Origin of the sequence: Dyella sp. C11 (assembly GCF_003121485.1) — a bacterium.
Classification (GTDB): Bacteria; Pseudomonadota; Gammaproteobacteria; order Xanthomonadales; family Rhodanobacteraceae; genus Dyella.
In genome coordinates this window covers 201,805-226,705 of sequence record NZ_QAVX01000003.1, presented here as the reverse complement: position 1 = coordinate 226,705, position 24,901 = coordinate 201,805, and the positions used below count along the sequence as shown (strand labels likewise).

General features: G+C 63.4%; 22 protein-coding genes. 13 read left to right on the top strand and 9 right to left on the bottom strand.

Annotated features, from left to right (window positions below; all coding sequences use genetic code 11):
* Positions 1-13: 13 nt before the first annotated feature.
* Positions 14-2,143: an elongation factor G gene (gene fusA, locus DK366_RS05245; protein WP_109124476.1), complete on the bottom strand. Its 2,130-nt coding sequence runs from the start codon at positions 2,141-2,143 to the stop codon at positions 14-16.
* 377 nt (positions 2,144-2,520) lie between these two features.
* Between fusA and DK366_RS05240 the strand changes: the two genes are divergently transcribed.
* From DK366_RS05240 to DK366_RS05220, 5 genes are all read left to right on the top strand, one after another.
* A complete protein-coding gene (locus DK366_RS05240) occupies positions 2,521-4,959 on the top strand; it encodes a TonB-dependent receptor (protein ID WP_109124475.1) in 2,439 nt (812 codons plus the stop codon).
* 112 nt (positions 4,960-5,071) lie between these two features.
* The gene (locus tag DK366_RS05235; RefSeq protein WP_109124474.1) at positions 5,072-5,455 is read left to right on the top strand and encodes a conjugal transfer protein TraR; all 384 of its coding nucleotides are present in this window, start codon (positions 5,072-5,074) and stop codon (positions 5,453-5,455) included.
* A 68-nt stretch (positions 5,456-5,523) separates the two neighbouring features.
* A complete protein-coding gene (msrB, locus tag DK366_RS05230; RefSeq protein ID WP_109124473.1) occupies positions 5,524-6,012 on the top strand; it encodes a peptide-methionine (R)-S-oxide reductase MsrB in 489 nt (162 codons plus the stop codon).
* A gap of 33 nt (positions 6,013-6,045) precedes the next feature.
* Complete coding sequence (locus tag DK366_RS05225) at positions 6,046-7,338, top strand: acetyl-CoA C-acyltransferase (protein ID WP_109124472.1); 1,293 nt, start codon at positions 6,046-6,048, stop codon at positions 7,336-7,338.
* Between the two features lie 54 nt (positions 7,339-7,392).
* A complete protein-coding gene (locus DK366_RS05220; RefSeq protein WP_109124471.1) occupies positions 7,393-8,826 on the top strand; it encodes an amidohydrolase family protein in 1,434 nt (477 codons plus the stop codon).
* Positions 8,827-8,991: 165 nt separating this feature from the next.
* Here the strand turns inward: DK366_RS05220 and DK366_RS05210 are convergent, their stop codons facing one another.
* Positions 8,992-10,230, bottom strand: coding sequence for a porin (locus DK366_RS05210; RefSeq protein WP_109124469.1), 1,239 nt, complete (start codon positions 10,228-10,230; stop codon positions 8,992-8,994).
* Between the two features lie 251 nt (positions 10,231-10,481).
* Between DK366_RS05210 and DK366_RS05205 the strand changes: the two genes are divergently transcribed.
* Positions 10,482-12,242: an amidohydrolase gene (locus DK366_RS05205; RefSeq protein ID WP_109124468.1), complete on the top strand. Its 1,761-nt coding sequence runs from the start codon at positions 10,482-10,484 to the stop codon at positions 12,240-12,242.
* Here DK366_RS05205 and DK366_RS05200 read toward each other — a convergent pair.
* Positions 12,234-13,112 (bottom strand): hypothetical protein, encoded by an 879-nt coding sequence (locus tag DK366_RS05200; RefSeq protein WP_232820915.1) that lies wholly within the window; start codon positions 13,110-13,112, stop codon positions 12,234-12,236. The two genes, DK366_RS05205 and DK366_RS05200, sit on opposite strands and share 9 nt — an antisense overlap.
* 41 nt (positions 13,113-13,153) lie before the next feature.
* Here DK366_RS05200 and DK366_RS21150 point away from each other — a divergent pair, with 41 nt between their 5' ends.
* From DK366_RS21150 to DK366_RS05180, 5 genes are all read left to right on the top strand, one after another.
* Entirely contained in the window at positions 13,154-13,390 is a 237-nt protein-coding gene (locus DK366_RS21150) for a hypothetical protein (protein WP_157956457.1), read from the top strand.
* Between the two features lie 50 nt (positions 13,391-13,440).
* Complete coding sequence (locus DK366_RS05195) at positions 13,441-14,190, top strand: SDR family oxidoreductase (RefSeq protein ID WP_109124467.1); 750 nt, start codon at positions 13,441-13,443, stop codon at positions 14,188-14,190.
* A gap of 130 nt (positions 14,191-14,320) precedes the next feature.
* A complete protein-coding gene (locus tag DK366_RS05190) occupies positions 14,321-15,052 on the top strand; it encodes an HAD family hydrolase (RefSeq protein ID WP_232820928.1) in 732 nt (243 codons plus the stop codon).
* A 34-nt stretch (positions 15,053-15,086) separates the two neighbouring features.
* On the top strand, positions 15,087-15,899 hold the full coding sequence (locus tag DK366_RS05185; RefSeq protein WP_232820927.1) for an NAD-dependent protein deacetylase: 813 nt from the start codon (positions 15,087-15,089) through the stop codon (positions 15,897-15,899).
* Between the two features lie 76 nt (positions 15,900-15,975).
* Positions 15,976-16,902, top strand: coding sequence for a CHAD domain-containing protein (locus DK366_RS05180; RefSeq protein ID WP_109124465.1), 927 nt, complete (start codon positions 15,976-15,978; stop codon positions 16,900-16,902).
* Between the two features lie 4 nt (positions 16,903-16,906).
* Here the strand turns inward: DK366_RS05180 and tadA are convergent, their stop codons facing one another.
* Together tadA and DK366_RS05170 are read right to left on the bottom strand one after the other, a co-directional pair.
* Positions 16,907-17,374, bottom strand: coding sequence for a tRNA adenosine(34) deaminase TadA (gene tadA, locus DK366_RS05175; RefSeq protein ID WP_255412555.1), 468 nt, complete (start codon positions 17,372-17,374; stop codon positions 16,907-16,909).
* Positions 17,375-17,427: 53 nt separating this feature from the next.
* The gene (locus tag DK366_RS05170) at positions 17,428-18,345 is read right to left on the bottom strand and encodes a LysR family transcriptional regulator (protein ID WP_109124463.1); all 918 of its coding nucleotides are present in this window, start codon (positions 18,343-18,345) and stop codon (positions 17,428-17,430) included.
* Positions 18,346-18,461: 116 nt separating this feature from the next.
* Between DK366_RS05170 and DK366_RS05165 the strand changes: the two genes are divergently transcribed.
* Together DK366_RS05165 and DK366_RS05160 are read left to right on the top strand one after the other, a co-directional pair.
* On the top strand, positions 18,462-19,325 hold the full coding sequence (locus tag DK366_RS05165) for an NmrA family NAD(P)-binding protein (RefSeq protein ID WP_109124462.1): 864 nt from the start codon (positions 18,462-18,464) through the stop codon (positions 19,323-19,325).
* A 14-nt stretch (positions 19,326-19,339) separates the two neighbouring features.
* Positions 19,340-20,050, top strand: coding sequence for an SDR family NAD(P)-dependent oxidoreductase (locus tag DK366_RS05160; protein ID WP_109124461.1), 711 nt, complete (start codon positions 19,340-19,342; stop codon positions 20,048-20,050).
* A 6-nt stretch (positions 20,051-20,056) separates the two neighbouring features.
* Here the strand turns inward: DK366_RS05160 and DK366_RS05155 are convergent, their stop codons facing one another.
* The 4 genes from DK366_RS05155 to folD all read right to left on the bottom strand — a co-directional run bounded on the left by DK366_RS05155 (position 20,057) and on the right by folD (position 24,846).
* Positions 20,057-20,410, bottom strand: a complete 354-nt coding sequence (locus DK366_RS05155) for a gamma-glutamylcyclotransferase family protein (RefSeq protein WP_198651426.1) — start codon at positions 20,408-20,410, stop codon at positions 20,057-20,059.
* A 66-nt stretch (positions 20,411-20,476) separates the two neighbouring features.
* Entirely contained in the window at positions 20,477-22,057 is a 1,581-nt protein-coding gene (gene guaA / locus DK366_RS05150) for a glutamine-hydrolyzing GMP synthase (RefSeq protein WP_109124460.1), read from the bottom strand.
* Between the two features lie 222 nt (positions 22,058-22,279).
* The gene (gene guaB, locus DK366_RS05145; RefSeq protein WP_109124459.1) at positions 22,280-23,737 is read right to left on the bottom strand and encodes an IMP dehydrogenase; all 1,458 of its coding nucleotides are present in this window, start codon (positions 23,735-23,737) and stop codon (positions 22,280-22,282) included.
* A gap of 242 nt (positions 23,738-23,979) precedes the next feature.
* On the bottom strand, positions 23,980-24,846 hold the full coding sequence (folD, locus tag DK366_RS05140; RefSeq protein WP_109124458.1) for a bifunctional methylenetetrahydrofolate dehydrogenase/methenyltetrahydrofolate cyclohydrolase FolD: 867 nt from the start codon (positions 24,844-24,846) through the stop codon (positions 23,980-23,982).
* Between the last annotated feature and the right edge of the window lie 55 nt (positions 24,847-24,901).

The window sequence follows — 24,901 nt, the reverse complement described above, 5'->3', positions numbered from 1 at the left end:
CGTACGCGGTCGATTACTTCGACTCTTTCTCCATCAGCGTATCCACCAGGTTGGCGGGTACTTCTTCGTAATGGTCGAACTCCATGGTGAAGGTGCCACGACCGCGCGTCGCCGAACGAAGGAAGTTGATGTAGCCGAACATTTCCGCCAGCGGCACAAAACCCTGCACGAAGGCCTGCGTGCCCTTCTGGCCCTGATCGCTCACCGTACCGCGACGGCGGTTGATGTCGCCAATGACATCGCCGAGATAATCGGCCTCGGTCACCACTTCCAGCTTCATCACCGGCTCCAGCAACTTTGGCTTGCTCAGTTTCTGGGCTTCGCGGAAACACTGGCGCGTGGCAATTTCAAACGCCAGCGCGGACGAGTCGACGTCGTGGTATTTGCCGTCGATCAGCCGTGCCTTGAAATCCACCACTTCGTAGCCGGCGATCTGGCCTTCGCGCGCTTCCACTTCCACCGCGTGTTCCACCGCCGGGATGTATTCGCGCGGCACGCGACCACCCACGATCTCGTCCGAGAACACCACGCCGCTGCCCTGCTCGCCCGGCTCGAAAATCATGGTGACTTCGGCGAACTGGCCCGATCCGCCCGACTGCTTCTTGTGCGTATAGGTGTGTTCCACCGTGCGGCCGAAGGCCTCGCGGAAGCTCACCTTCGGCTTGCCCATGTTGGCTTCGACGCCAAGCTCCGTGCGCATGCGGTCGATGGTCACTTCCAGGTGCAATTCACCCATGCCCTTGAGCACGGTCTGCCCGGTTTCCTTGTCCACTTCCAGGCGCAGCGAAGGGTCGGCGCGCACCATCTTGTAGAGCGCCGTGGAAAGCTTGTCGACGTCGTTGCGGCTCTTGGGTTCCACCGACACGCTGATCACCGGATCGGGGAAGCGCATACGCTCAAGCAGTGCCGGATGCGCGGGATCGGCAAGCGAATCGCCGGTTTCCGTTTCCTTGAGCGACACGAACGCGCAGATATCGCCCGCGCGTACCTCGTCGATTTCCTTGGTGGCATTCGCCTGCACTTCCACGATGCGGCCGATGCGCTCCTTTCGCCCACGCGTGACGTTGAGCAAGGTGTCGCCCTTGCTGATCACGCCCGAATAGATGCGGCAGAACGTGAGCGTGCCGAACTGGTCGTTGATCACCTTGAAGGCGAGCGCGCGGGCCGGCGCATCATCAACCACGCCCTGTTCGCCGGTCACATGACCATCTTCATCCACCAGCGCGATGCCGCCGTTCTCGCCCGGATACGGCAGATAGTCGATCACGCCATCCAGCAGCTGCTGCACGCCCTTGTTGCGGTACGACGAGCCGCAGAACACCGGCACCAGCTTGCCGGACACGCAACCCTTGCGGATGCAGGCCTTCAACGTTTCCTGGTCGAACTCGCCCGTTTCGATCAGGCGATCGAACGCGGCATCGTCCATCGCCAGCGCGTATTCCAGCGTTTCCTGGCGAAGCTTTTCAAGGTTTTCCACCCACGCGCGATCGGCCGCCGAGGTGAAGTTCACGCGGCCGGCAATCTCGTTGAGCGGCACGGTGTCCCAGGGGCTGTCCTTGTCGTCGCCCTTCCACAGGTAACCCACGCCCGCGACCAGGTCGGCCATGCCGATGAATTCGTCATGGCTGCCCAGCGGCACCTGGCACAACAGCACGTTGCCGCTCAGGCGCTCGCGGATGCCCTTCACGCAATGCTCGAAGTTCGCACCAATGCGGTCCATCTTGTTGACGTAACACAGGCGCGGCACGTTGTACTGGTCGGCCAGGCGCCAGTTGGTTTCGGTCTGCGGTTCCACGCCGGCCACGCCATCGAATACCACCACCGCGCCATCGAGCACGCGCAGGCTGCGATTCACTTCGATGGTGAAATCCACGTGGCCTGGCGTATCGATCAAGTTGATCTGGTAGCCCTTCCATTCGGTGGACACAGCCGCCGACTGGATGGTGATGCCGCGCTTGCGCTCCTGCTCCAGGTAATCGGTGGTGGTGGAACCCTTGCCGTCCTTGGTGTCGTGCACGTCGACAATCTGATGCTTCTTGCCGGTGTAGTACAGGATGCGCTCGGTGGTGGTGGTCTTGCCGGCATCGATGTGCGCAATGATGCCGAGGTTGCGATACAGCTGTAGCGACTTCTTGCGTGGCATAAGGGTTCCGCCTTGGCGTGATACATGTCGCCAGCCGCGCGGTCCATACCGCAGGCCGCCTGGCGATCCGCTCAATATAGGGTCGTTCAGCCAAGCATCAACGTTGCGTGAAATCCTTTGGTATCAGGCACTAAGCGAAAGTCTCCCCTGAAGCCGGCGCGCACCCTTCCCGCGCCGACTGTCGCCCCGCTGTCACTTTCGACACGTGACGCCCCGCCCTTCCACGCGCAAGCTCATGCCACCACGTCATGAGGAAAGAACCAAAGTTCATTGGACTTGTTTGGACGTCTATACCGCTGTTGACTCGCACGAAGAAAGGCCGCTAGCCTCCAATTGCTGCACTGCGTCACTGCATTTTTTAGACTGGGGAACACACAATGAATAAGAACTCCGTCGGCCTGAAGGCCGCGCCAAGTTTGCTCGCCGTTGCACTGCTTTCCATCCTCTCCCAGGCATCCGCGCAGGATGCCAACCCGCCACCCACGCAAGACAACGCCAAGAAGCTCAGCACGGTGATCGTTACCGGAACGCGTGCCGACAACCGCACCGAGAGCAGCTCGCTGACACCCATTGACGTGGTGTCGGCGCAGACGCTGAAGGAAACCGGCACCACGGATCTCAACACCGCGCTCTCGCGCATCATTCCCTCGCTGACGTTCCCGCGCCCTTCGGCCGCGGATACCGCCGATTCGCAGCGACCGGCGCAATTGCGCGGACTTTCACCGGACCAGGTGCTGGTACTGGTGGACGGCAAGCGCTGGCATCCGGGCGCCATCCTGCTCACCAACGGTGTGCTGGGTCGCGGTTCGCAGGCGGTGGACCTGAACACCATTCCCATCGGCGCCATCGATCACATCGAAGTGCTGCGTGATGGCGCCTCGGCCCAATACGGCTCCGACGCCATTGCCGGCGTGATCAATATCGTGCTGAAGAAAGGCGCGGCGGGTGGCGAGGTGGATGTCACCGGCGGCCAGTATTCGGCCGGTGACGGCCGCCAGTGGCAGGGCTCGGCGAACTTCGGCATTCCGCTGAGCGACAAAGGCTGGATTCGCTTCACCCTGCAGGATGGCAACCAGGATTACACCACCCGCGCGGAGCCCAATCGCACGCGGCCGTGGGAAGGCACCACGCAACGCTACGGCGACCCGGCGGTGCAGGACCACAACCTGATGCTGAACTCGCAGTTCGACATCACGCCGAATGTTCAGTTCTACGCGTGTGGCCATTACAGCGAACGCAACACCACATCGCCGGCCTTTTTCCGCAACCTGGCCAACAGCAACTCGGTGCCGTCGCTTTATCCGAACGGTTACCTGCCGCTGGAGCATGCCGACTCCACCGATCGCTCGCTGGTCATTGGCGTTCGCGGCAAGACGGATAGTGGCTGGCGCTGGGACGTCAGCGGCAACTACGGCGGCAACCGCGTGTCGTATGCCACGGAAAACAGCGTGAACCGCGCGTTCCTGCATGACTTCGGTTACAGCCCCACCGAATTCCACGACGGCATCCTGAATGCTTCGCAGCAATCATTCGACGTGGATATCGCCAAGGAATTCTCCACCAGCTGGTTGCCCAACCCGGTGACGCTGGCCTTCGGCGCGGAGTATCTGCGGCAGACGTACGAGATCGACGCAGGCGATCTCACCTCGTGGTACACGGGCACGTCCGGCGTGGCGGGTGGCGCGCAGGGTTTTGGCGGCTACCAGCCCACCGACGCCGGCTCGTACAGCCGCCATGACGTGGCGGAATACGTGAGCCTGGAATCGAACATCACGGACCGTTTCGGTGCCTCGGCATCGCTGCGCCACGAGGATTACAGCGACTTCGGCAACACCACGTCCGGTGCCCTCGCCGGGCGTTTCGATTTCACCGACCGCTTCGCCCTGCGCGGCAGCGCCTCCACCGGCTTCCGCGCGCCGTCGCTGGCGCAGCAGCATTACTCGTATACATCGTCGCTGTACTACGGGGCGGGCAACTCCCTGCAATTGCCGGCCGGCATCTACAACACGGGCCTGGTGCAGGTGAACAGCCAGGTCGCCACGCTGCTGGGCGCCCAGCCGCTGGAGCCCGAGAAGTCGCACAACTACACGCTGGGCATGGTTTGGAACCCGCTCGATGCGTTGAACGTGAGCCTGGACATCTACCAGATCAACATCGACAACCGCATCACGCTGTCGAGCAACCTGGCCACCACCACGCCGGCGGTGCAGGCGTATCTGGCGGCGAACGGCGTCACCAACACCAACTACAGCGGCATCGCCTATTTCACCAACGCGGTGGATACGCGCACGCGTGGGGTGGACCTGGTGACCAGCTACCTCAGCGACTTCGGCGATGCCGGTTCGCTGCAGAGCACGCTGAGCTACAACTACAACAAGAACAAGGTGACGGACATCAAGGCCAACCCGGCCATCCTCAACGAGCTGGGCGTGAACCTGAAACGCATCGACCGGCGCGACCAGTACGGCCTGCTGGCCGATACCACGCCACGCAGCAAGCTGATCCTCAACGAGCTGTACAAGCTCAGCCGCTGGAGCTTCGTGGGTACGCTGACGCGCTATGGCAGCTTCGTTTCCTACAACTCCACCACCGCCACGCTGGATCAGACATTTGGTTCCAAGTGGATCCTGGACCTGGCGGTGAACTACAACCTGGACCGCTGGACCTTCACCCTCGGCGGCGACAACGTGCTCAACACCTACCCCGATCGGGTAATCGCAGCCAACGACAACAATGGCACCATGCCGTACTCGGTGTTCTCGCCGTTCGGCTTCAATGGCGCCTATGTCTACGGCAAGGTGGCCTACCGCTGGTGAGCGCACCGCACCGGCCCGTCCTCGCGGGCCGGTGCGTTTCCCTTCACTGCGCACGAACGAGGCGTGTGCCATAGCTACGGATCGTCATCCCGATCCCGACGGAGTCGCCACCATGGCCGCCGAGCATCTCAGCCCCGAATTCATCGCGCAGCAGCGCAAGCGCCTGGAAGCCCTGCGCACGCAAGTGCTGGGCGGCGAGCTGAACGTCAACGAGCGCAAGCGCGCATTCACCGAGGAACACGGCGACGAGCCGGAGGAGTTCGAAGACTCCGCCCAGGATCTGGCCATTGAAGAAGTGCGCCAGGCCCAGCATGACGTGGACGAACTGCGCGTGGCCGATATCCAGCGTGCGCTGGAAAAGATCGACGAAGGCAGCTACGGCCTGTCCGACGAAAGCGGCGACCCCATCCCCAAGGCACGGCTGGAAGCCACTCCCGAAGCGGTGCTCACCGTGAAGGAAGAAGAGGCTCGCGAGCGCTCCCGCCGCACCCCTTGACCCGCGTGCGTCCGCCCCGATCTAGGGGCTTGGCATCCCATCCCTGATGTCGCCCAGGAGAGCACGCCGTGAGCAACCGTCCCGCGTTCGATCTGTCCCCTCCCCCGCCCCAGCAACTGGATGCGCTTTCCGCCACGCTGACGGCCGAGGAGCGCAACGTGCTGCTCAATCATGGCACCGAATCGCCGTTCTGCGGCGTGCTGCTGACGGAGAAACGTGCCGGCGTGTACTGCTGCCGCCTCTGCGGCCTGCCGCTGTTCCTGGGCGGCAGCAAGTTCGACAGCCGCACAGGCTGGCCCAGCTTCACGGCGCCTTTCGACGAGCGGCACCTGGCCTATGTGCGCGATGCCAGCTACGGCATGGTGCGCACCGAAATCCGCTGCGCCCGCTGCGGCAGCCATCAAGGCCACGTGTTCGACGATGGTCCGCCGCCGACGCATCAGCGCTACTGCATCAACTCCGTGTCGCTCGAATTCGTCGCCTCGACCGATCCGCTGCCGAACAAGCTGCAACGCGGATCGCCCGAGGGCGACGTGTGGAATTTCTTCGCCAGCTGATTCCATCTACCAGCCCGCCATCAGGACACTTTCATGACCCTGAAGTCGCGTTACAGCCATCCCGTCTGGCTGGCCTCCGGCCTGCGCACGCCGTTCTCCAAAGTGGACGGCGCACTGGCGTCATACGACGCCATCGCACTGTCGGTGCCCGTAGTGCAACGCATGCTGGCCAGCCTGCCCGACGGCACGCGGCCCGACTTCGCCGCGTGGGGCACGGTGGTGCCCAACCTCACCTGGAGCAACATTGCGCGTGAGGTGCTGATGGATGCCGGTGCACCCGCCACCATCCCGGCGTTCTCCACCGTCATGGCCTGCTCCACCAGCATGATCGGCGCCATCGAAGCCGCCGGCATGCTGGACGACGACAGCCTGCAGCTGGCTTTGGTGGGCGGCGTGGACAGCCTGAGCCGCGTGCAGCTGGGCCTGCCGCAGAGCCTTTCCGACTGGATCAGGCAGTTCCAGAAAGCACGTTCGGTGGGCGAAAAGGTATCGCATGCGCTGTCGATCAAGGCGGGTGACATCAAGCTGTACATCCCCGGCATCGTCAACCGCACGACCGGGCTGAGCATGGGTGAGCACACCGAGATCACCGCGAAGGACTGGCACGTGCGCCGGGAAGATGAAGACGCCTGGGCGCTGGACAGCCACCAGCGCACCGTGGCCGGCTGGAACAGCGGATTCTTCGACGATCTGGTGATACCCGTCGGTGACTTCCGTCGCGACAGCATTCCGCGCGCGGACACCACGCTGGAGAAGCTCGCCAAGCTGCCGCCGGCATTCGACCGCACCACGGGACAAGGCACGCTGACCGCAGGCAATTCGTCGCCGTTGACCGATGGCGCGGCGGGCCTGTGGGTAGCCAGCGAGAAAGGCCTCGGGCGCATTCCTTCGCATGTGCCGCGCGTGAAGCTCGTCGACTGGGAAATCGCCGCCGTCGACTTCCGCGTGGAAGGCCTGCTGATGGCGCCGGCGTTCGCCATTCCGAAGCTGCTGGCGCGCCACAACCTTCGCTACGACGATGTGGCGTTGTGGGAAATCCATGAAGCGTTCGCCGCGCAGGTGCTGTTCCATATCGCCGCACTGGAAAGTCGCGAATTCCTCGCACGCAAGGCAGGCGTGGATCGCGACTTCGGTCCGTTCCCGCGCGACCGCGTGAACCCGAACGGCGGCAGCCTGGCGATTGGCCATCCCTTCGGCGCGACGGGTGCGCGCATCCTGAGCCAGGCGGTGAAGGAACTGGCCACCAAGCCGGCAGGCACGCTGGGCATTGTCAGCATCTGTGCGGATGGCGGCCAAGGCACCGTGGCATTACTTGAGGCAGGCTGATCGGCTCGATGCCGCTTGCTAGGATGCTCCCCATTGTCCTGAGGGGGAGCATCCATGAACTTGAAGCGTTCGCTTTTTACCGTGGCTGTTGCTGCTGCAACGGCGAGTGCATCAGCGTGGTCCGCTGACGCCAGGCCTCCCTCGGACAAGGATTTCGTCGCCTACGACCAGCCCTTGATCGCCTTTACCCATGCCACCGTGATCGACGGCAGCGGCGCCAAGGCCATGCGCGACCAGACGCTGGTGATCGAAAAAGGCCGCATCACGGCGCTGGGCAAGAGCAGCAAGGTGAAAGTGCCGCAAGACGCCAAGGTGATCGACGCCAAGGGCAAGACGCTGATGCCCGGCTTCGTGATGGTGCACGAGCACATGTTCTATCCGGCCGGTGGCGTGGAATACAACGAGATGAGCTACAGCTTTCCTCGCCTGTATCTCGCCGGGGGCACCACCACCTTGCGCACGGCCGGCTCGATGATGCCGTACGCCGACATCAACGTGCGCGACGCCATCAACGCGGGCAAGGTGATCGGTCCGGACATGGACGTCACCGGCCCCTACCTCAACGGGCCCGGCCTGCCCATTCCCGCCGTGCACGTACTGAGCGGCCCAGATGATGCCGAGCGCACCGTGAATTACTGGGCCGATGAAGGCGTCACTTCGTACAAGGCGTACATGCAGATCACGCGCGACGAGTTGAAGCGTGTGATCGATACCGCGCACGAGCGCAAGGCCAAGGTCACGGCGCACTTGTGCTCAGTGACGTATCGCGAAGCGGTGGACATGGGCATCGACAACCTTGAGCACGGCTTTTTCGTGGCCAGCGATTTCGTCAAGGACAAGAAGCCTGACGAGTGCCCCAAGAGTCCCGGCGTGAGCGATTCGCTCGCCGCGCTCGATGCACGCTCGCTGGAAGTGAAAGCGCTGATGCGCGACATGATCGATCACCATGTCGCGCTGACTTCGACACTCACTGTGTTCGAAACCTTCGTGCCCAACCGGCCCAAGGCGCCACAAGGTGCGCTGGACCTGATGCTTCCCGAAGTACGGGCGCAATACGAAGCCACCTGGAACAAGGTGCAGGACAGCAAGGGCCGCATGTCGCCGGAGACCTATCTCAAGCTGGCCCGCATGGAAAAACAGTACGCGGACGCCGGCGGCCTGCTGCTCGCCGGCACCGACCCCACTGGCTACGGTGGCGTGGTGCCGGGGTATTCATCCAAGCGTGAAGTGGAATTGCTGGTGGAGGCGGGCTTCAGTGTTGAACAGGCGATGAAGGTCGCCACGTCCAACGGCGCGAAGTACCTCGGGCGCGATGCCGACGTCGGCACGCTCGCTGTAGGCAAGCGCGCCGATCTTGTGGTGATCGACGGCGACCCGGCGAAGCACATTGCCGATATCGAACACATGCCTTATGTGTTCAAGAACGGCGTGGGGTATGACACGCAGAAGATTTTCGAAGCGACAAGGGATACGGTGGGGCTGCGCTGAGGCCCTCAATGCTCGCGAAAGCGCCGACTCTCCCTCACCGTCATTCCCGCGAAGGCGGGAATCCAGTGCCTTTGCTCAACGCCTGGAAAAGCGCTGGATTCCCGCCTTCGCGGGAATGACGGTTGGGAGTTTCTGAAGCGCTTGCTTCGACAACCCCACCAACACTCAGAAATAAACCTGCGCACGCACCTCAAAAATCCGCGGATTCACCTGCAAATTGCCGCGATCACTGAAGGCCCACACGTAGTTCGTCTGGAATTTCAGGTGCTCGCCGATGTACCAGTTGGCGCCCGCCGTCCAGTCGTGTTCCTTGCCACCGGTAACGGCGCCGTCATTGAGATCCAGCTCGCTGTAGCGCACGGCCAATTCCACTGCACCCCACGCGTGCGTCGGTCGCACGGCTTGAAGATCACGGCCGTTGTATCGACGATCGGCCACGTTGCCGTCGCTGTAGAAGCGCGATTCACCCGTGAGCGTCCATGTGGCGAACAGGTAGTAGCCATCCACGTTCACGTTCGGCTTGCCGTTGTAGCGATCCACCTGCGCCTGCAGATATTCGCCCTGCAACGACCAGGGCCCCTGAATCCACAATCCTTCGAAGCCCTGGCGATCCACGCTGCGGCTATAGGGAAGGCTGCCTGTGTCGACCAGTCGCACGGGCGAAAGGCCATCTTCCGGACGCGCGCGCAAGCGCGCTGTAGGCACCACCGAGCCGTTGTCGGCCCAATCCAGCTTTTCGCGTGAGGCGGACACGCCCAGGTGAAGCACTTCGCCGGGCTTGTTCAGCGGCATCCACGCCGCGCGCCCCGCCCAGGTATGACCGGGATTGTTGCCGTCGAAATCCTTGCGCCAGAAGTAGTCGCCGATGTTCACGATGAAATGCGGGCGCACGAATGCCCAGTCCACGCCGGCACGCCGCCCTTCCCAGATCGCCTGTGTCGGCAACGCGGTCTCGACAAAGGTCGTGGCGGACGAACTGGTGACACCTTCGAAGCCCACGGGTGTCTTGGAATAGCCGAAACGGAAATTGCCGATGTCTTCGCCAATCACGCCGCCGCTGCGAAAGCGCACAAACGCGTCCGCCCACTGGTTGGCCTGAAAGTCGTACTGCACCGTGGCGTCGTAAACGCCGGGCTTGCGTATGTAGAAGCCCAGGTAGCGGCGCCGGTTGGTATTGGCGTCCTCGAACTTTCCGTTGTCGTTGGAAAACTGGTTGACGTCGTATTGGTACAGCACAGCCAAGCCGAAGTCCGTGCCGTCCGACGCGGTCACATGAGTGGGCCAGTTACTGTAGACGTCGTAATTGTCCGCAAGACAACACGCCGGCCACGCGCACACCAGTGCGCTGGCGACCAGCGCGCGTCGGACGGTGGTGACGGTGCTTGCAGACAAGGATGGGTTCATGGTCTCGCCTCCCAACGAGTCAGGGCATGCTGGTCCGGCGCCGACACCGGCGTGAAATGACTTTTGTGCATATGCACATGACGCCTTGGCCGCCGCGTTGTCCCAGACGATGACGGAAATCCAGCCCCAGTTCCTCGTACCCTCCTTGACCCGATCGATTGACGCCACGGGCGCATGGTCACGAAAACTCGACGCGTCTGGCCGTACATCTGTTCGCACATAGGGGTGGTTTCGGCAACAAGGCAACGCACATGGCCGTGTATCCGACGCTCATCATTCACAACGCAAGCATCCACACCGGCGTCGCGCACCGCCCGGAAGTGCAGGCTTTGGCAGTGAATGGCCGTCGAATCGCAGCGGTGGGCACCAACGGGCAGATTCGCTCGCTGGCCGGCCCGGCCACTCAGGTCATCGACGCGGGAAAGCGCCGCGTCATTCCCGGCCTGATTGACGCACACCAGCACCTTGTCGAAGCTGGCCTTCACTACAACGAACAATTGCGATGGGACAGCGTGCCCACGCTGGCCTTGGCGTTGCGCATGCTGGAAAGCCAGGTGCAGCGCACACCTTCACCGCAGTGGGTGCGCGTGGTCGGCGGCTTCAGCGAACTGCAGTTCGAAGAACGAAGGCTGCCGACACTGGAAGAACTGAATCGTATTGCGCCCGCCACGCCCGTCTACATCCAGCACATGCAGGATCGCGCGCTGCTCAACACGGCGGCCATCAGGGCATGTGGCTACGACGCGCAGACGCCCGACCCACCGGGCGGCCATATCGAATGGGATAGCGCCGGCTCGCCGACAGGCCTGCTGATGGCCACGCCAGCCACCGACGTGTTCCGTCAGGCGTTGGCGCACGCACCGCCGTTGCCGCACGAATACCGGCTTAACAGCACGCGGCATTACATGCGTGCGCTCAACCGCCTCGGCATCACCAGCGTGGTCGATGCCGGTGCTCCGCATTTGCATCGTCCGGACGATTACCGCGCCATCGAAGAACTGGCGCAGCACCACCTGCTGACGACGCGCGTCGCTTATCACCTGGCCGCACAAACGCCCGGCGCGGAAACCAGCGACTACCTGCATTGGTGCACCATCAATCACTACGGCGATGGCGATGAACTTTTCCGCTTCAACGGCGCAGGCGATGTGCTGATCCATGCGGCCATGGATCACGACAACTTCCAGCAGCCGGCACCGCATATCGCCCCGCAAACGGCCAAGGAGCGGGAAGACGTGGTGAGCCGCCTCGTGGCACGAGGCTGGCCCTGGCGGCTGCACGCCGTCCACGACGAAGTCATCGACATGGCGCTGAACGTGTTCGAGCACGTGAATGCCGACATGCCCATACGCGCCCTGCCCTGGTTTCTGGATGGCGCCGACACCATCAGCCAGCGCAACATCGAACGCATCGCACGACTCGGCGGCGGTATTTGCATCCAGCCTGCGATGGCGTACGAAGGCGAGTATTTCCTGGAGCGCCACGGTGCCGATATCGCATCGCACACGCCGCCCTTGCATCGAATATTCGAAACCGGCATGCACGTCGGCGTAGGTTCCGGCGGCGCCGAATCTCAAGGCATCGACCCGTGGGCGACGCTTTATTGGCTCACGACCGGCCGAGCGCTGGATGGCACGCCATTGTTTGCGCCCGAACACTGCCTTGATCGCCCCGGCGCACTCGCCCTGCACACCCGTCGCAACGCATGGATTTCAGCGGAAGAAGGACACAAGGGACAGCTCGACGTCGGCCAGCTGGCGGACTTCGCCGTGCTGTCGCAGGATTATTTCAGCGTGCCTGATGAAGACATCCGCCACATCACCGCCGAACTCACCGTGATGGACGGCCGCGTGGTGTACGCGCAGGGCGACTTCCGTGCCTGCGACCTGGTGCCACCCATGCCCTTGCCGGAGTGGTCGCCCGCCAATCATGGCAGCGGCGCCTGGCGGCCGGATCGTAATGCAGCCGATAGCGCGTGCATCCCGCAGAACGAACATCGCGCCTCACACTGAAGCGCCATGTTCATCGCGCAATGATCCGTTCAGAAGCGCAGCCGTACGAACAACGACGGACCCTGCATCTTCAGGTCGAGGTTGGCCTGATAGGAAGGGTGATTCTGGTCGAGCCGAATGCGCGTATAGCTGTACTCGCCGCCCACGCCGAGGTTTTCGATGGGAAACCACTCCATGCCGAGCGCCGCGTTGTAGATGTGGCCGGCCAGGTTGCCACTTCTTCACACCGTAGGCATCGGCATACATGCGCAAGTTGTGCGAAAACGCGTGACGCCACCCCATCTGCAGCACCGGTGCCCACGCCGTTTCATGCGTGCTGGCCTGGGCCTGCCCTGTATAGCCGTCGACATCCGCCTCGCCCGCGATGCGCGCCTTCACGCCGTAATACGCCGCGCCAATGCCGAGGCCAAACACATCGCTGCCCGAGCCGAACCAATAGCGATAAGCGGCGCTGCCGAAATTGAAATTCAGCTTGCCGTCCACGCGCGCCGAGGCTGGAAAGTCGGTGCCATCGAAATCGATGTCGCGGCTGATCGACTTGCTGCGCGTGCGATCAAGGCCGAAGAAGTCGAACGAGAAGCCCTGATGGTCGCCAATCAGGAAATCCAGCTTCGCACGCGGCACGGCCTTGTGTTGCTGAAAACCGAGATCGTCTTCGAGGCTGAAGTGGCCACTGTAGCCATTGAGCACGCCGCTGCGTCCCGTGGCGCCGAGCTGTGTCTGCGTGTCGGAGTAGAACGCGCCAAGCCAGATGCTGACGCGATCGAGTGCCGGTGAAGGATCGGCAAAAGCCGGTGCACTGCCGAATGCGGTCATGGCGGCAAGGGCAATATGGGTGGAAATCCGTGTTTTCTTTTGTTGTTGATACATCGATCGTCTCCCTGGGCGGTCTTCGTACCGTAGGAAGACAAATGTCGACGCGTGGTCCCGGTCATGTGACCGTAATGACAAGACGTCGTCGTTCGCTTATCGACGTCGTCGTTTCAAACGCGATGCTTCGACGACGCGCGCATGGTTTCAACATCACGCACGAACGCGCCGCACATGCCGCATGCACACATGCCTTCGCGGCAACAAAAAATCCTCAATTCAGGATGTTCGATATGATCGAACGAGTTCATCGATTTGACGGCACGGCAACCGTGTGAGCGAAGCGCAACATGCATCCATCGACCCACCACCCCCAAGGGATCACGCCATGAAACGCTTCACCCAAAAGACCATCCTCGTCACCGGCGGCAACAGCGGCATCGGCCTCGCTACCGCCCAGGCGTTCGCTGCCGAAGGTGCACGCGTCGTCATCACTGGCCGCGACGAAGCCTCGCTGGAACAGGCCCGCGCCACGCTTGGCGACAACGCCATGGCCATCCGCAACGACGCCAGCACGCTCGCCGGCGCCAAGGAGCTGGCCGGCGCATTGAATGCCCAAGGCATCCGCCTGGACGGTGTTTTCCTCAATGCAGGCATCGCGAAGTTCGCACCGCTGGAAGCCGTGGACGAGACGCTGTGGGACCTTACCTTCAACGTCAACGTGAAGGGCCCCTACTTCCAGATCCAGGCGCTGGCACCGCTGCTTAACAAGGGCGCGTCCATCGTGATCAATGGTTCGATCAACGCCCATCTCGGCATGCCGGCTTCGTCGGTATACGCCGCGAGCAAGGCAGCCGTGATCTCGCTGGCCAAGACGCTGTCGGCCGAACTGCTGCCGCAGGGCGCCCGCGTCAACGTGGTAAGCCCGGGCCCGGTGGAAACGCCGCTCTACGGCAAGCTGGGCATGGACCAGGCCACGCTGGAAGCCACCGCCGCGCAGATCCAGTCCCAGGTGCCGCTGGGCCGTTTCGGCACGCCAGCAGAGATCGCCTCCACCGTGCTGCACCTGGTGGCACCGGAATCGGCCTTCATCGTCGGCACCGAGATCATCACCGACGGTGGCATGAGTCAGCTGTAATCGCGGCACTTCGACGACGTGGCCGGCTCTGGCACCGGCCACGTTGCGTGCGTCTCACCCGGCACCAGAACGCGGCCCAGCGCTGTTTTCTGGGAAAATGGCCCCATATGGCTGATAGGGCCAGCAAGGCATCCGGGTGAGCAAAGTGATTGAACTGGTAGGTTTCGACGGCGACGACACGCTGTGGCACAGCGAGGGTTATTACCAGTCGGCGCATGGCGAATTTGAACGCATCGTGGGCGCTTATGTGGACCTCGCCGACGTGCACGTGCACGATCGCTTGCTGGCCACCGAGCGCCGCAACATCAAGCTGTTCGGCTATGGCGCCAAAGGCATGACGCTGTCCATGCTGGAGTCGGCCATCGACATCACGGGACAGCGCATCAGCGCAGCCGACATTCACCGCATCATCGAGCTGGGCAAGCAGGTGCTCGCCCATCCGGTGGATCTGTTGCCGGGCATTCGTGCGGCAGTGGAAGCCGTGGCGCAGCATCATCGCGTGGTGCTCATCACCAAGGGCGACCTGTTCCACCAGGAGCAGAAGGTCGCCAGCAGCGGACTTGCCGACCTGTTCCATCGCATCGAAATCGTGTCCGAGAAGGACGAACGCGCGTATCGCAACGTGCTTGAGGAATTCCAGCTGGCGCCCACGCGCTTTGCCATGGTGGGCAACTCGCTGCGCTCCGATATCGCGCCCGTGGTGGACATGGGCGGTTGGGGCGTCTACATGCCCTATCACGTGACATGGGCGCACGAGACCGACACCGACTTCGTTGATCACGCCTCGCGCGTGGTGCAGGTGGAAGGCCCTCACCGCATCGCTGATGCCATCCAGGAGTTGCAGGATCGTGCTGTCGCCTGACGTTCTCGAAACACCCATTGCCTCCGCCAACGACATCGAGGCGGACCGCGCACGACTGCGCGCATTCATCGAAGCGCATCCACGATTGTTCGTGCTGACCGGCGCTGGCTGTAGCACCGACTCGGGCATTCCCGATTACCGCGACACCAACGGCGGCTGGAAGCGGCCGCAGCCGGTGACCTACCAGGCCTTCATGGGTGAGAAGTCGACGCGCCAGCGTTACTGGGCACGCAGTCTGGTCGGCTGGCGTCGCTTTGGCCGCGCCCTGCCGAACGCCACCCACCACGCGCTCGCGCGACTCGAACAACAGGGTCGCGTGACGACCTTGCTCACCCAGAATGTCGACGGACTGCACCAGGCCGCTGGCCAACGCAGCGTCATCGATCTGCACGGTCGCCTGGACGAAGTGCGCTGCATGGGATGCGATGTGCGCCTGTCGCGCCACGTGTTCCAGGAAGCGCTGGTAGAGCTCAACCCCGCATGGGCCACGCTGGATGCGGGCGACGCCCCCGATGGCGACGCCGACCTGGAAGGGCGCGACTTCTCGGGCTTCAACGTGCCGGCCTGCCCCAAGTGCTCGGGCATCCTGAAGCCTGATGTGGTGTTCTTCGGCGAAAACGTGCCACGCGACCGTGTTGACGCTGCCGTCACGTCACTGAACGAGGCAGACGCCATGCTGGTGGTTGGTTCGTCGTTGATGGTGTTCTCGGGCTATCGCTTCGCAGCGGCCGCTGCGCGGGAAGGCAAACCCATTGCCGCGGTAAACATGGGCCGCACCCGGGCCGATCCCCTCCTCAGCCTGAAGATCGAACACCCCTGCGCCGAGGTACTGTCCTTCGTGTCATGACCCTGCGGCGCCGGGTCCCTCGCGCATTGTGACAATTTGATGCAGAGTAGACATCCCGGTCGTGTGGAATCACTGCATGAATGCCAGGCTGCAACATCGCGCTGCGACATCGCGTGGACCCTCCGTGGCTGCACGGAAACAGCCGGGGAAGCCGCCTGAGTTCGAGCGGGTAAGACGCGCACTGGACGGCTATCTCTCCAAGGCCCTCGATGCCCGCAAGCGACTGCTGGAAGCACCTTACGACCCGAAACTGCTGCATGCCTGGCGCACCAACCTGCGCCGTGTCACGGCCACGCTGAAGGACGTCGCCGCGCTGTCCGACGATGATCTCCACGATGTGTTGAGTTATCTGCGCGCCTGCCGTGAAGCCACCGGCCAGTGCCGCGACATCGATATTCTTGCCAACGAAACGCTGCCCACCTTTCTCGACAAGGATCAGGGCAAGCTGGCCAACGCCGACGTTGCGCGCAAGACACTCGGCAACCTGCAGCAGCAGAACCACAAGAACGCCATTGTCCAGCTCAAGAAGCACAGCCTTGCCACGCCATTGCAAGCGTGGCGGCACTGGGTGCAAACGCTCGAACCACCCACGGATGGCCACTTGCGCAAGGTGGCCGCGGCGGCCATCGAAAAACGTTTCGACGACCTGAAGAAACGCGCCGACAAGCTCGATGGTGGCCAGAAGCGCCTGCACCGCCTGCGCAGCGCCACCAAGAAACTGCGTTACAGCATCGAGCTGTACGAACACTCGTTTCCCAAACAGGCCACCCAGGCGTGGCTGAAGCGACTGGCCGATCTGCAAGGCCACCTGGGCGATGCGCACGATCGCATGATGGGCAGCAAGCTGATTGGCGACGTGGTGTCAGGTGACGACGCCAAGCAGCAGCTCAAGGAGTTTCGTCGCTGGAGCAAGCGCAGTGCCTTCAAGGCTTCGGAAAAAGCCATGGATTCGCTGGACAAGCTGAAGAAGCTGAAGGCCTACTGGCGCCCCGAGGCGCACTGAAAGGTCAGCGTCGCGCGCGGAAAAACTCACGCAGCATGGTCGACGCTTCGTCGGCCAGCAGGCCACCTTCGACCGCGATGCGGTGGTTGTGACGATCCGAAATCAGGGTATCGAACACACTGCCGGCGGCGCCCGTCTTCGGATCGGTCGCTGCGTACACGACGCGACCAATGCGCGCATGCACCAGCGCCATCGAACACATCGCGCACGGCTCCAGCGTCACGTACAGCGTGGCGCCCGGCATGCGGTAGTTGGAAAGTTTTTCGCCCGCCGCGCGCAGCGCCATGATTTCCGCGTGCGCGCTTGGATCATTGAGCGTGATGTTGCGGTTCCAGCCGAGCCCGACGATCTCCTCGCCTTGCACCAGCACCGCGCCCACAGGCACCTCGTTTTCCGCATCGCGCGCGTGCGCCGCCAGCTGCAGCGCTCGACGCATGTAGCCCTCGTCCTCGACGGAAAAGGCAGGCGTCAGTGGCGAAAAATCATCGTTCTTCGGATGGCGTGCAACAGGCAGGGGCGTCCATTCTATCGGTTGGCGGCGCTGGTGATGTCGATGACGAAATCCAGGAACGCGCGCACCTTGGCCGAGGGATGATGCCGCGACGGATACAGCGCATAGAGCGGAAAGCGCTCGTCGGGCCAATCGGGGAACACCTCCAGCAGCTGACCGTTTGCAACGAAGGGCGCCGTCGCCACCTCCATCACCTGGGCCACGCCATAACCGGCCAGACAGGCGTGGTGCATGGTGCCGCCGTCGTTGACGACGAGGCGCCCCGAGGTTTTCACCGATAGCCGCTTGCGCTTGCGGTGGAACTCCCAGGGGAAGGTGCGCCCTGTCGCCGGGTCCCGGAATTCGATGCAGATGTGCTGATCACCTTCCAGTTCCTGCGGGTTGGCCGGCCGGCCATGGCGCCGCAGGTAGGCCGGCGAAGCCACGGTGAGGATGCGGGTGTCCAGCAGCTTGCGCGCGACCAGGCTCGAATCCGGTGGCTCGCCGAAGCGGACAGCCAGGTCGAAACCATCGGCCACCAGATCGCCCAGCTGGTCACGCGTGGCCAGCTCCACTTCCAGCTGCGGCCAGGCTGCCATGAATTCCCCGATACGCGGCGCCAGCACAAGGCGCGAGAACAGTGGGTCCATATGCACGCGAAGCCGGCCCCGCACGCTGATGGCACCCTGCGCCGCACCGGCGGCCGCTTCTTCCAGCCCCGCCAGCAGCGGCAGCACCTGCAGGTGAAAACGCCGCCCTTCGTCTGTCAGCCGAACCGAGCGCGTGGTGCGATCGAACAAGCGGATGCCCAGCCGGGCTTCCAGCCGGGAAATGGCCCGGCTTACACCGGGCGGGGACATGTCCAGCGCGTCGCCGGCAGCCGCGAAACTGCCGGCATCCACCACGGCGGTGAACACACTCATGCCGTTCAACATGCGCTCGTCGAAAGCCATCAATTAGTGCTCTTTTGTCACTTATCCATTGCCATTGATGTTATCGCGAAACCAGTTGATGGCGCCCAGAATTCGCATCCAATGCGGCCCGTGCCGCTTCATCGAGGATCGCGAACATGTATGCCGTCATGGGTATCACCGGTCAGGTTGGCGGACAGGTCGCCAACGCATTGCTGGACGCCGACCAGCGCGTGCGCGCCGTTGTGCGCGATGAGTCCAAGGCGTCCACCTGGGTCCAGCGTGGCTGCGAAGTCGCCCGGGCCACGGCCGACGACGCCGAGGCGCTGGCCCGCGCCTTTCACCACACGAAAGGCGTGTTCCTGATGATTCCGCCGGACTACGACCCTGCCCCCGGTTTTCCGGCCATCCGGGACATCATCGCCGCGGTGGGCAAGGCAGTGGCAAGCGCAACGCCCGGCAGGCTGGTGTTTCTGTCCACCGTCGGTGCGCACGTGGACGCGTTCTCACTGTTGAACAACGGCCGCCTGATGGAATCAGCGTTGCGCGACATGCCCTTGCCCACCACGTTCGTCCGCGCAGGCTGGTTCATGGAAAACGCCAGCTGGGACGTCGCGGCCGCGCGCCAAGGACTGATTCCTTCCTACCTGCAGCCCCTGGACCATCGCATCGCCATGGTGGCCACGGCCGACATCGCGCGCACGGTGGCCGACGCCCTGCAGTCGCACGCGCAAGGCAACCAGATAATCGAGTTGGAAGGACCGCGCCGGTACTCCGCGCTGGACATCGCCGCAGGCTTTGCCCAGGTACTCGGGCGCCCCGTGCGCACCGAACCCGTGCCGCGAGATACCTGGGAACACATCTTCCGCACGCAGGGCATGCAGAACCCTGAGCCTCGCATGCGTATGCTTGATGGCTTCAACGAAGGCTGGATCGATTTCGAACACGGCGAAGCCGGCTCGCGCAAGGCATCCACGCCATTGGAAACGGTGCTACGCCAACTGGTGGACCGCACACCCTGACTACCGAGGCTTCCATGACGTCGAACACACCGCAGAAACCGCAGACCGCGCTCATCGTGGGGGCGTCCCGTGGGCTTGGCCTCGCCCTGGTCGAGGAATACCTCAAGCGCGGCTGGCAGGTTATCGGCACCGTCCGCGGCGACAAGCACACGCCATTGCACGACCTCCAGGCATCGTCCGATGGACGACTGGAGATCGCGCACCTCGACATCGATGCGCCCGAGCAGATCGACGCGCTCCATGCGCACCTGAAAGGTCGGTCGCTGGACGTGCTGTTCGTCAATGCCGGTGTCGCCATCGAAGCGGATAAACCCATCGGCAAGGTGAGCACTGATGGCTTCACCCGCATGATGGTCACCAATGCCCTCAGCCCCATGCGCGTGATCGAGACTCTCGACACGCTGGTCGCGCCTGGTGGCGTCATTGCCGTCATGTCGTCCGGCCTCGGCAGCGTGGCCAACAATGTGGACGGTGGCTGGGAGCCGTATCGCGCAAGCAAGGCGGCGCTCAACACGTTGATGCGCAGCTATGCGAGCCGGCATACCGAATCCGGGCACACATTGCTCTTGATTGCCCCGGGCTGGGTGCGCACCGACATGGGCGGCCCGGATGCCGCGCTGGATATCAGCGAAAGCATTCCGCTGGTGGTCGACGTGGTGACCCGACAGGCCGGCCATGACGGCCTGCAATACCTCAACCGACTGGGCGAAACGCTGCCGTGGTGAGGGTGCTCAGGCCTTGATGTAAACCCAGGCCCGCTTGCCGGACTTCAGCTGCACGGCGACGCGCTGGTAGTCCGCGACTTCGTAACGATCGGCCGCGGCCAGCTCAGCCGCCGTGACCCGGAACACCTTGCCGGTTACTTGGTCGGCAACGTCGCCACTGGGCACGACGATGGGGTGGAAGCGCTCACCGCTCTGGCGCAGCACTTCCGGATCGGTAATCTCGATCAAGGCCTGGCGATAACCCGGCATGGCGTCGTCTTCGCCATCGAGCAGGCGACCGAAGGATTCGAGCTGCACCCGTTCGAGTTGCAGAGTGCCGTAGGAAAACAACAGCTCGTCGCGTGGCTCGGCCGGCATCATTATCTTTCCTGTCAATGAATTACGGCGACTTCTTGAGAAAGTCGCCGTAGCCTCAAAGTCGGGAGCTCACTCCCACTCAATGGTTGCCGGCGGCTTGCCACTGATGTCATAAACGACACGAGAAACGCCGCGCAACTCATTGATAATACGATTGGAAACCTTGCCAAGGAAGTCGTACGGCAGGTGCGCCCAATGCGCCGTCATGAAGTCGATGGTCTCCACGGCACGCAGTGCGATCACCCATTCGTAGGCACGGGCATCACCCACCACGCCCACCGACTTCACCGGCAGGAACACGGCGAAGGCCTGGCTGGTCTTGTCGTACAGGTCCCAGGCGCGCAGCTCTTCGATGAAGATGGCGTCGGCACGGGCCAAGAGCTCGGCGTATTCCCGCTTCACTTCGCCCAGGATGCGCACACCCAGGCCCGGACCCGGGAACGGATGGCGATAGACCATGGCGCGCGGCAGGCCGAGTTCCACGCCGATGCGGCGCACCTCGTCCTTGAACAGCTCACGCAGCGGTTCGACCAGCTTGAGCTTCATGTGCTCCGGCAGGCCGCCCACGTTGTGGTGGCTCTTGATCACGTGCGCCTTGCCGGTCTTGCTGCCGGCGGACTCGATCACGTCCGGATAGATGGTGCCCTGCGCCAGCCACTTCACCTGGCCGTGGCCGGCGTTGGTGACCTTGGCTGATTCCTCGTCGAAGATCTCGACGAACAGCCGACCGATGATCTTGCGCTTGGCTTCCGGATCAGCCTCGCCTTCCAGCGCCTTGAAGTAGCGCTCGGCGGCGTTCACACGAATCACCTTGACGCCCATGTGCTCGGCCATGGTGGCCATCACCTGGTCGCCTTCCTGGAAGCGCAGCAGGCCGGTATCGACGAACACGCAGGTCAGCTGGTCGCCGATGGCGCGATGGAGCAGTGCGGCCACCACGGACGAATCCACGCCGCCTGAAAGGCCCAGCAGCACGTGATCGCTGCCAACCTGTTCGCGCACGCGGGCGATCTGGTCTTCGATGATGTGCGCGGCCGTCCACAGCGTCTGGCAGCCGCAGATTTCCGTGACGAAACGCTTGAGCAGGCTGGTGCCCTGCTTGGTGTGCGTCACTTCCGGGTGGAACTGCACGCCGTACCAGCGCTTGTCCTCGTTCTCCATCACGGCAACCGGAATGCGGTCGGTGGTGCCAGTGATGGTGAAGCCCGGCGGCGCCTTCGACACGTGGTCGCCATGGCTCATCCAGACGTCAAGGCGATGCGCGCTGTCGTGGTCGCTCAGGCCAGCGAACAAGCGGCTGGTCGTGGCGATATCCACTTCCGCATGACCGAACTCGCGCGCGTCGGCGGCTTCGGTGGCGCCGCCCAGCTGGGCGGCCATGGTCTGCATGCCGTAGCAGATGCCGAGGATGGGCAGGCCCGCGTCGAACACTTGCTGCGGCGCGGCGGGCGCACCCGGCAGCGTGGTCGATTCCGGACCACCGGAAAGGATGATGCCCTTGGCCCCGAACGCGGCGATTTCGGCGGGGTCGTGGTCCCACGCCCAGATTTCGCAGTAAACGCCAATCTCGCGCACGCGGCGTGCAATCAGCTGCGTGTACTGCGCGCCGAAGTCGAGGATGAGGATTTTGTCGCTATGGATATCGGTCATGACGGCGAAAACCAGAGTTCGAAAAAGAGAAAGGTCGAAGCGCAGAAACGCTTCGACCTGCGAATAGCTTGATGACCGTCATCCCCGCGAAGGCGGGGATCCAGTGACTTTTTCGCAGCCCGGAAGGCGCTGGATTCCAGCTTTCGCTGGAATGACGATCTCGCATGGATCGGAAGTTGCGAGACGCTGCAGGCAACACTCGCAACTCCGTCTCCACCGATCTCAGGAATTGAGCCGATAGTTCGGCGCTTCCTTGGTGATCTGGATGTCGTGCGGATGCGCTTCGGTCACGCCGGCGCTGGTCACCTTCACGAACTGCGCCTTGTTGCGCACATCGTCGACCGTGGCGGCACCGAGGTAGCCCATCGAGGCACGCAGGCCGCCGATCAGCTGGTGGATGATGTTGCGCAGCGAACCACGGTACGGCACGCGACCTTCGATGCCCTCGGGCACCAGCTTGTCGGCGTCGGCTTCGTCCTGGAAGTAGCGGTCCTTGGAACCCAGCGCCATCGCGCCCAGCGAACCCATGCCGCGGTAGCTCTTGTACTGGCGGCCCTGGAACAGTTCGACGTCGCCCGGCGATTCTTCGGTGCCGGCGAACATGGAGCCCAGCATCACGGTGGATGCACCGGCAGCCAGCGCCTTGGGGATGTCGCCCGAGTAGCGGATGCCGCCATCGGCGATCAGCGGGATTTCGTCCTTCAGTGCCGTGGCGACCAGGTCGATGGCGGTGATCTGCGGCACACCCACGCCAGCGACGACGCGCGTGGTGCAGATAGAGCCCGGACCCACGCCAACTTTCACGGCATCGACGCCGGCATCGAGCAGCGCACGGGCCGCTTCACCGGTGACGATGTTGCCGGCGATCACCTGCACCTGCGGGTAGCGCTTCTTCACCCACGCAGCGCGCTCGATGACGCCCTGCGAATGACCGTGCGCGGTGTCGACCACCAGCACGTCCACGCCGGCGTCCACCAGCGCCTCAACGCGCTGCTCGGTGTCGCCACCCACGCCAACTGCTGCGCCGACCAGCAGGCGCTCGAGGCGATCCTTGGCGGCGTTCGGGTTGTCACGGGCTTTCTGGATGTCCTTGACGGTGATCAGGCCACGCAACTGGTAGTCGTCGTTGACCACCAGCACTTTCTCGATGCGGTGCTTGTGCAGCAGCTGCAGCACTTCGTCCTGGCTGGCACCTTCGCCAACCGTCACCAGCTTCTCCTGGCGGGTCATGATGTTGCGCACCGGGTCGTCATGCTTGCGCTCGAAGCGCAGGTCGCGACTGGTGACGATGCCGACCAGCTTTTCGCCGTCGACCACCGGCACGCCGGAAATATTGTGCGCGCGGGTCAGCTGCAACACTTCGCGGATGGAGGTGTTCGGGCCGACCGAAATGGGGCTGCGAATGACGCCGGCTTCGAACTTCTTCACCAGGCGCACTTCGGCGGCCTGCTGCTCAGCGGTCATGTTCTTGTGGATGATGCCGATACCGCCCTGCTGGGCCATGGTGATGGCGAGGCGGGCTTCGGTGACCGTGTCCATGGCAGCGGACACGATGGGGATGTTCAGGCGCAGGTTTCGGGTGAGCCGCGTGGAAGTGTCTACATCACGTGGCAGAACGGCCGAATGGGCCGGAACGAGGTAAACGTCGTCGTAGGTGAGGGCCTCGGCGAGGATACGCATGCGATTTGTCCCGCTGCAAAGAGAGGATTATACGCATAAGCCAAAGTGCTCGCCACTCTCTGCGTGAACGGAAGGCTGGCCGAAGCCCGTCTTTGTGGAGGCGCACCCTGCGTGCGACCGGCCCCGCCAGCTCAACCGCTTGCCGCTTTTTTCCGCATTGTTTCTAGGCTCGGGCACCACCTGAGACCGAGGCGCGACAAAGCGCCGCGGTCGCGCACCAAGTGCGCTCCTACAAGGGTCCATCAACCCTGATGACCGGCGTCCCGCGCCTCGGCCGCTTCCAGCGTGTTCTCCAGCAGCGTGGCTACCGTCATCGGGCCGACACCGCCCGGTACAGGCGTGATCCAGCTGGCGCGCTCGGCAGCGGGCGCAAAGTCCACGTCGCCCACCAGGCGGCCGTCTTCCAGGCGGTTGATGCCCACGTCGATCACCACCGCGCCCGGCTTCACCCATTCACCCTTGACCAGGCCCGGCTTGCCCACGGCGACGATGACGATATCCGCCTGGCGCACGAAGCTTTCCAGATCACGGGTGAACTTGTGGCAGCAGGTGGTGGTGCAACCGGCGATCAGCAACTCCAGGGCAAGCGGGCGGCCGACATGGTTGGACACACCCACCACCACGGCGTGCTGGCCGCGCACGGGGCGATCCGTGTGCCCCAGCAGCGTCATGACGCCACGGGGCGTGCAAGGACGCAGGCCAAACCGGCGAAGCGCCAGACGCCCGACATTGACGGCCTGGAAGCCATCCACGTCCTTGAGTGGATCGATGCGATCGACCAGCGCGTCCTCATCGATATGATCGGGCAGTGGCGACTGCACCAGGATGCCGTGCACTGCGGGGTCGGCATTGAGCTTGTCGATCAGCGCAAACAGCTCGTCCTGCGTCGTGCTCGACGGCAGGTCGAAATCGAAAGACTGAAAACCCACCTGGTGGCAAGCTTTGCGCTTGTTGCGCACATAGACCGAGGAGGCCGCGTTGTCACCGACCAGTACCACGGCAAGTCCCGGCACATCCCGGCCTTTGGCCCGGCGCTCGGCGACGCGCCGGCCAATGCGGTCCATCAGTTCCTGCGCAATGCGTTTGCCGTCGAGGATGCGTGCGCTCATGGTCTTGGGTGGCCTGCAAAGAAACGTATTATCCCGGCTCGGCCGCACGCACACA

Coding starts and splice junctions, on each gene's coding strand:
- fusA (WP_109124476.1), bottom strand. CDS start 2,143: ATGCCACGCAAGAAGTCGCTACAGCTGTATCGCAACCTCGGCATCATT.
- DK366_RS05240 (WP_109124475.1), top strand. CDS start 2,521: ATGAATAAGAACTCCGTCGGCCTGAAGGCCGCGCCAAGTTTGCTCGCC.
- DK366_RS05235 (WP_109124474.1), top strand. CDS start 5,072: ATGGCCGCCGAGCATCTCAGCCCCGAATTCATCGCGCAGCAGCGCAAG.
- DK366_RS05225 (WP_109124472.1), top strand. CDS start 6,046: ATGACCCTGAAGTCGCGTTACAGCCATCCCGTCTGGCTGGCCTCCGGC.
- DK366_RS05220 (WP_109124471.1), top strand. CDS start 7,393: ATGAACTTGAAGCGTTCGCTTTTTACCGTGGCTGTTGCTGCTGCAACG.
- DK366_RS05210 (WP_109124469.1), bottom strand. CDS start 10,230: ATGAACCCATCCTTGTCTGCAAGCACCGTCACCACCGTCCGACGCGCG.
- DK366_RS05205 (WP_109124468.1), top strand. CDS start 10,482: ATGGCCGTGTATCCGACGCTCATCATTCACAACGCAAGCATCCACACC.
- DK366_RS05200 (WP_232820915.1), bottom strand. CDS start 13,112: ATGTATCAACAACAAAAGAAAACACGGATTTCCACCCATATTGCCCTT.
- DK366_RS21150 (WP_157956457.1), top strand. CDS start 13,154: ATGTCGACGCGTGGTCCCGGTCATGTGACCGTAATGACAAGACGTCGT.
- DK366_RS05195 (WP_109124467.1), top strand. CDS start 13,441: ATGAAACGCTTCACCCAAAAGACCATCCTCGTCACCGGCGGCAACAGC.
- DK366_RS05180 (WP_109124465.1), top strand. CDS start 15,976: ATGAATGCCAGGCTGCAACATCGCGCTGCGACATCGCGTGGACCCTCC.
- DK366_RS05170 (WP_109124463.1), bottom strand. CDS start 18,345: ATGGCTTTCGACGAGCGCATGTTGAACGGCATGAGTGTGTTCACCGCC.
- DK366_RS05165 (WP_109124462.1), top strand. CDS start 18,462: ATGTATGCCGTCATGGGTATCACCGGTCAGGTTGGCGGACAGGTCGCC.
- DK366_RS05160 (WP_109124461.1), top strand. CDS start 19,340: ATGACGTCGAACACACCGCAGAAACCGCAGACCGCGCTCATCGTGGGG.
- DK366_RS05155 (WP_198651426.1), bottom strand. CDS start 20,410: ATGATGCCGGCCGAGCCACGCGACGAGCTGTTGTTTTCCTACGGCACT.
- guaA (WP_109124460.1), bottom strand. CDS start 22,057: ATGACCGATATCCATAGCGACAAAATCCTCATCCTCGACTTCGGCGCG.
- guaB (WP_109124459.1), bottom strand. CDS start 23,737: ATGCGTATCCTCGCCGAGGCCCTCACCTACGACGACGTTTACCTCGTT.
- folD (WP_109124458.1), bottom strand. CDS start 24,846: ATGAGCGCACGCATCCTCGACGGCAAACGCATTGCGCAGGAACTGATG.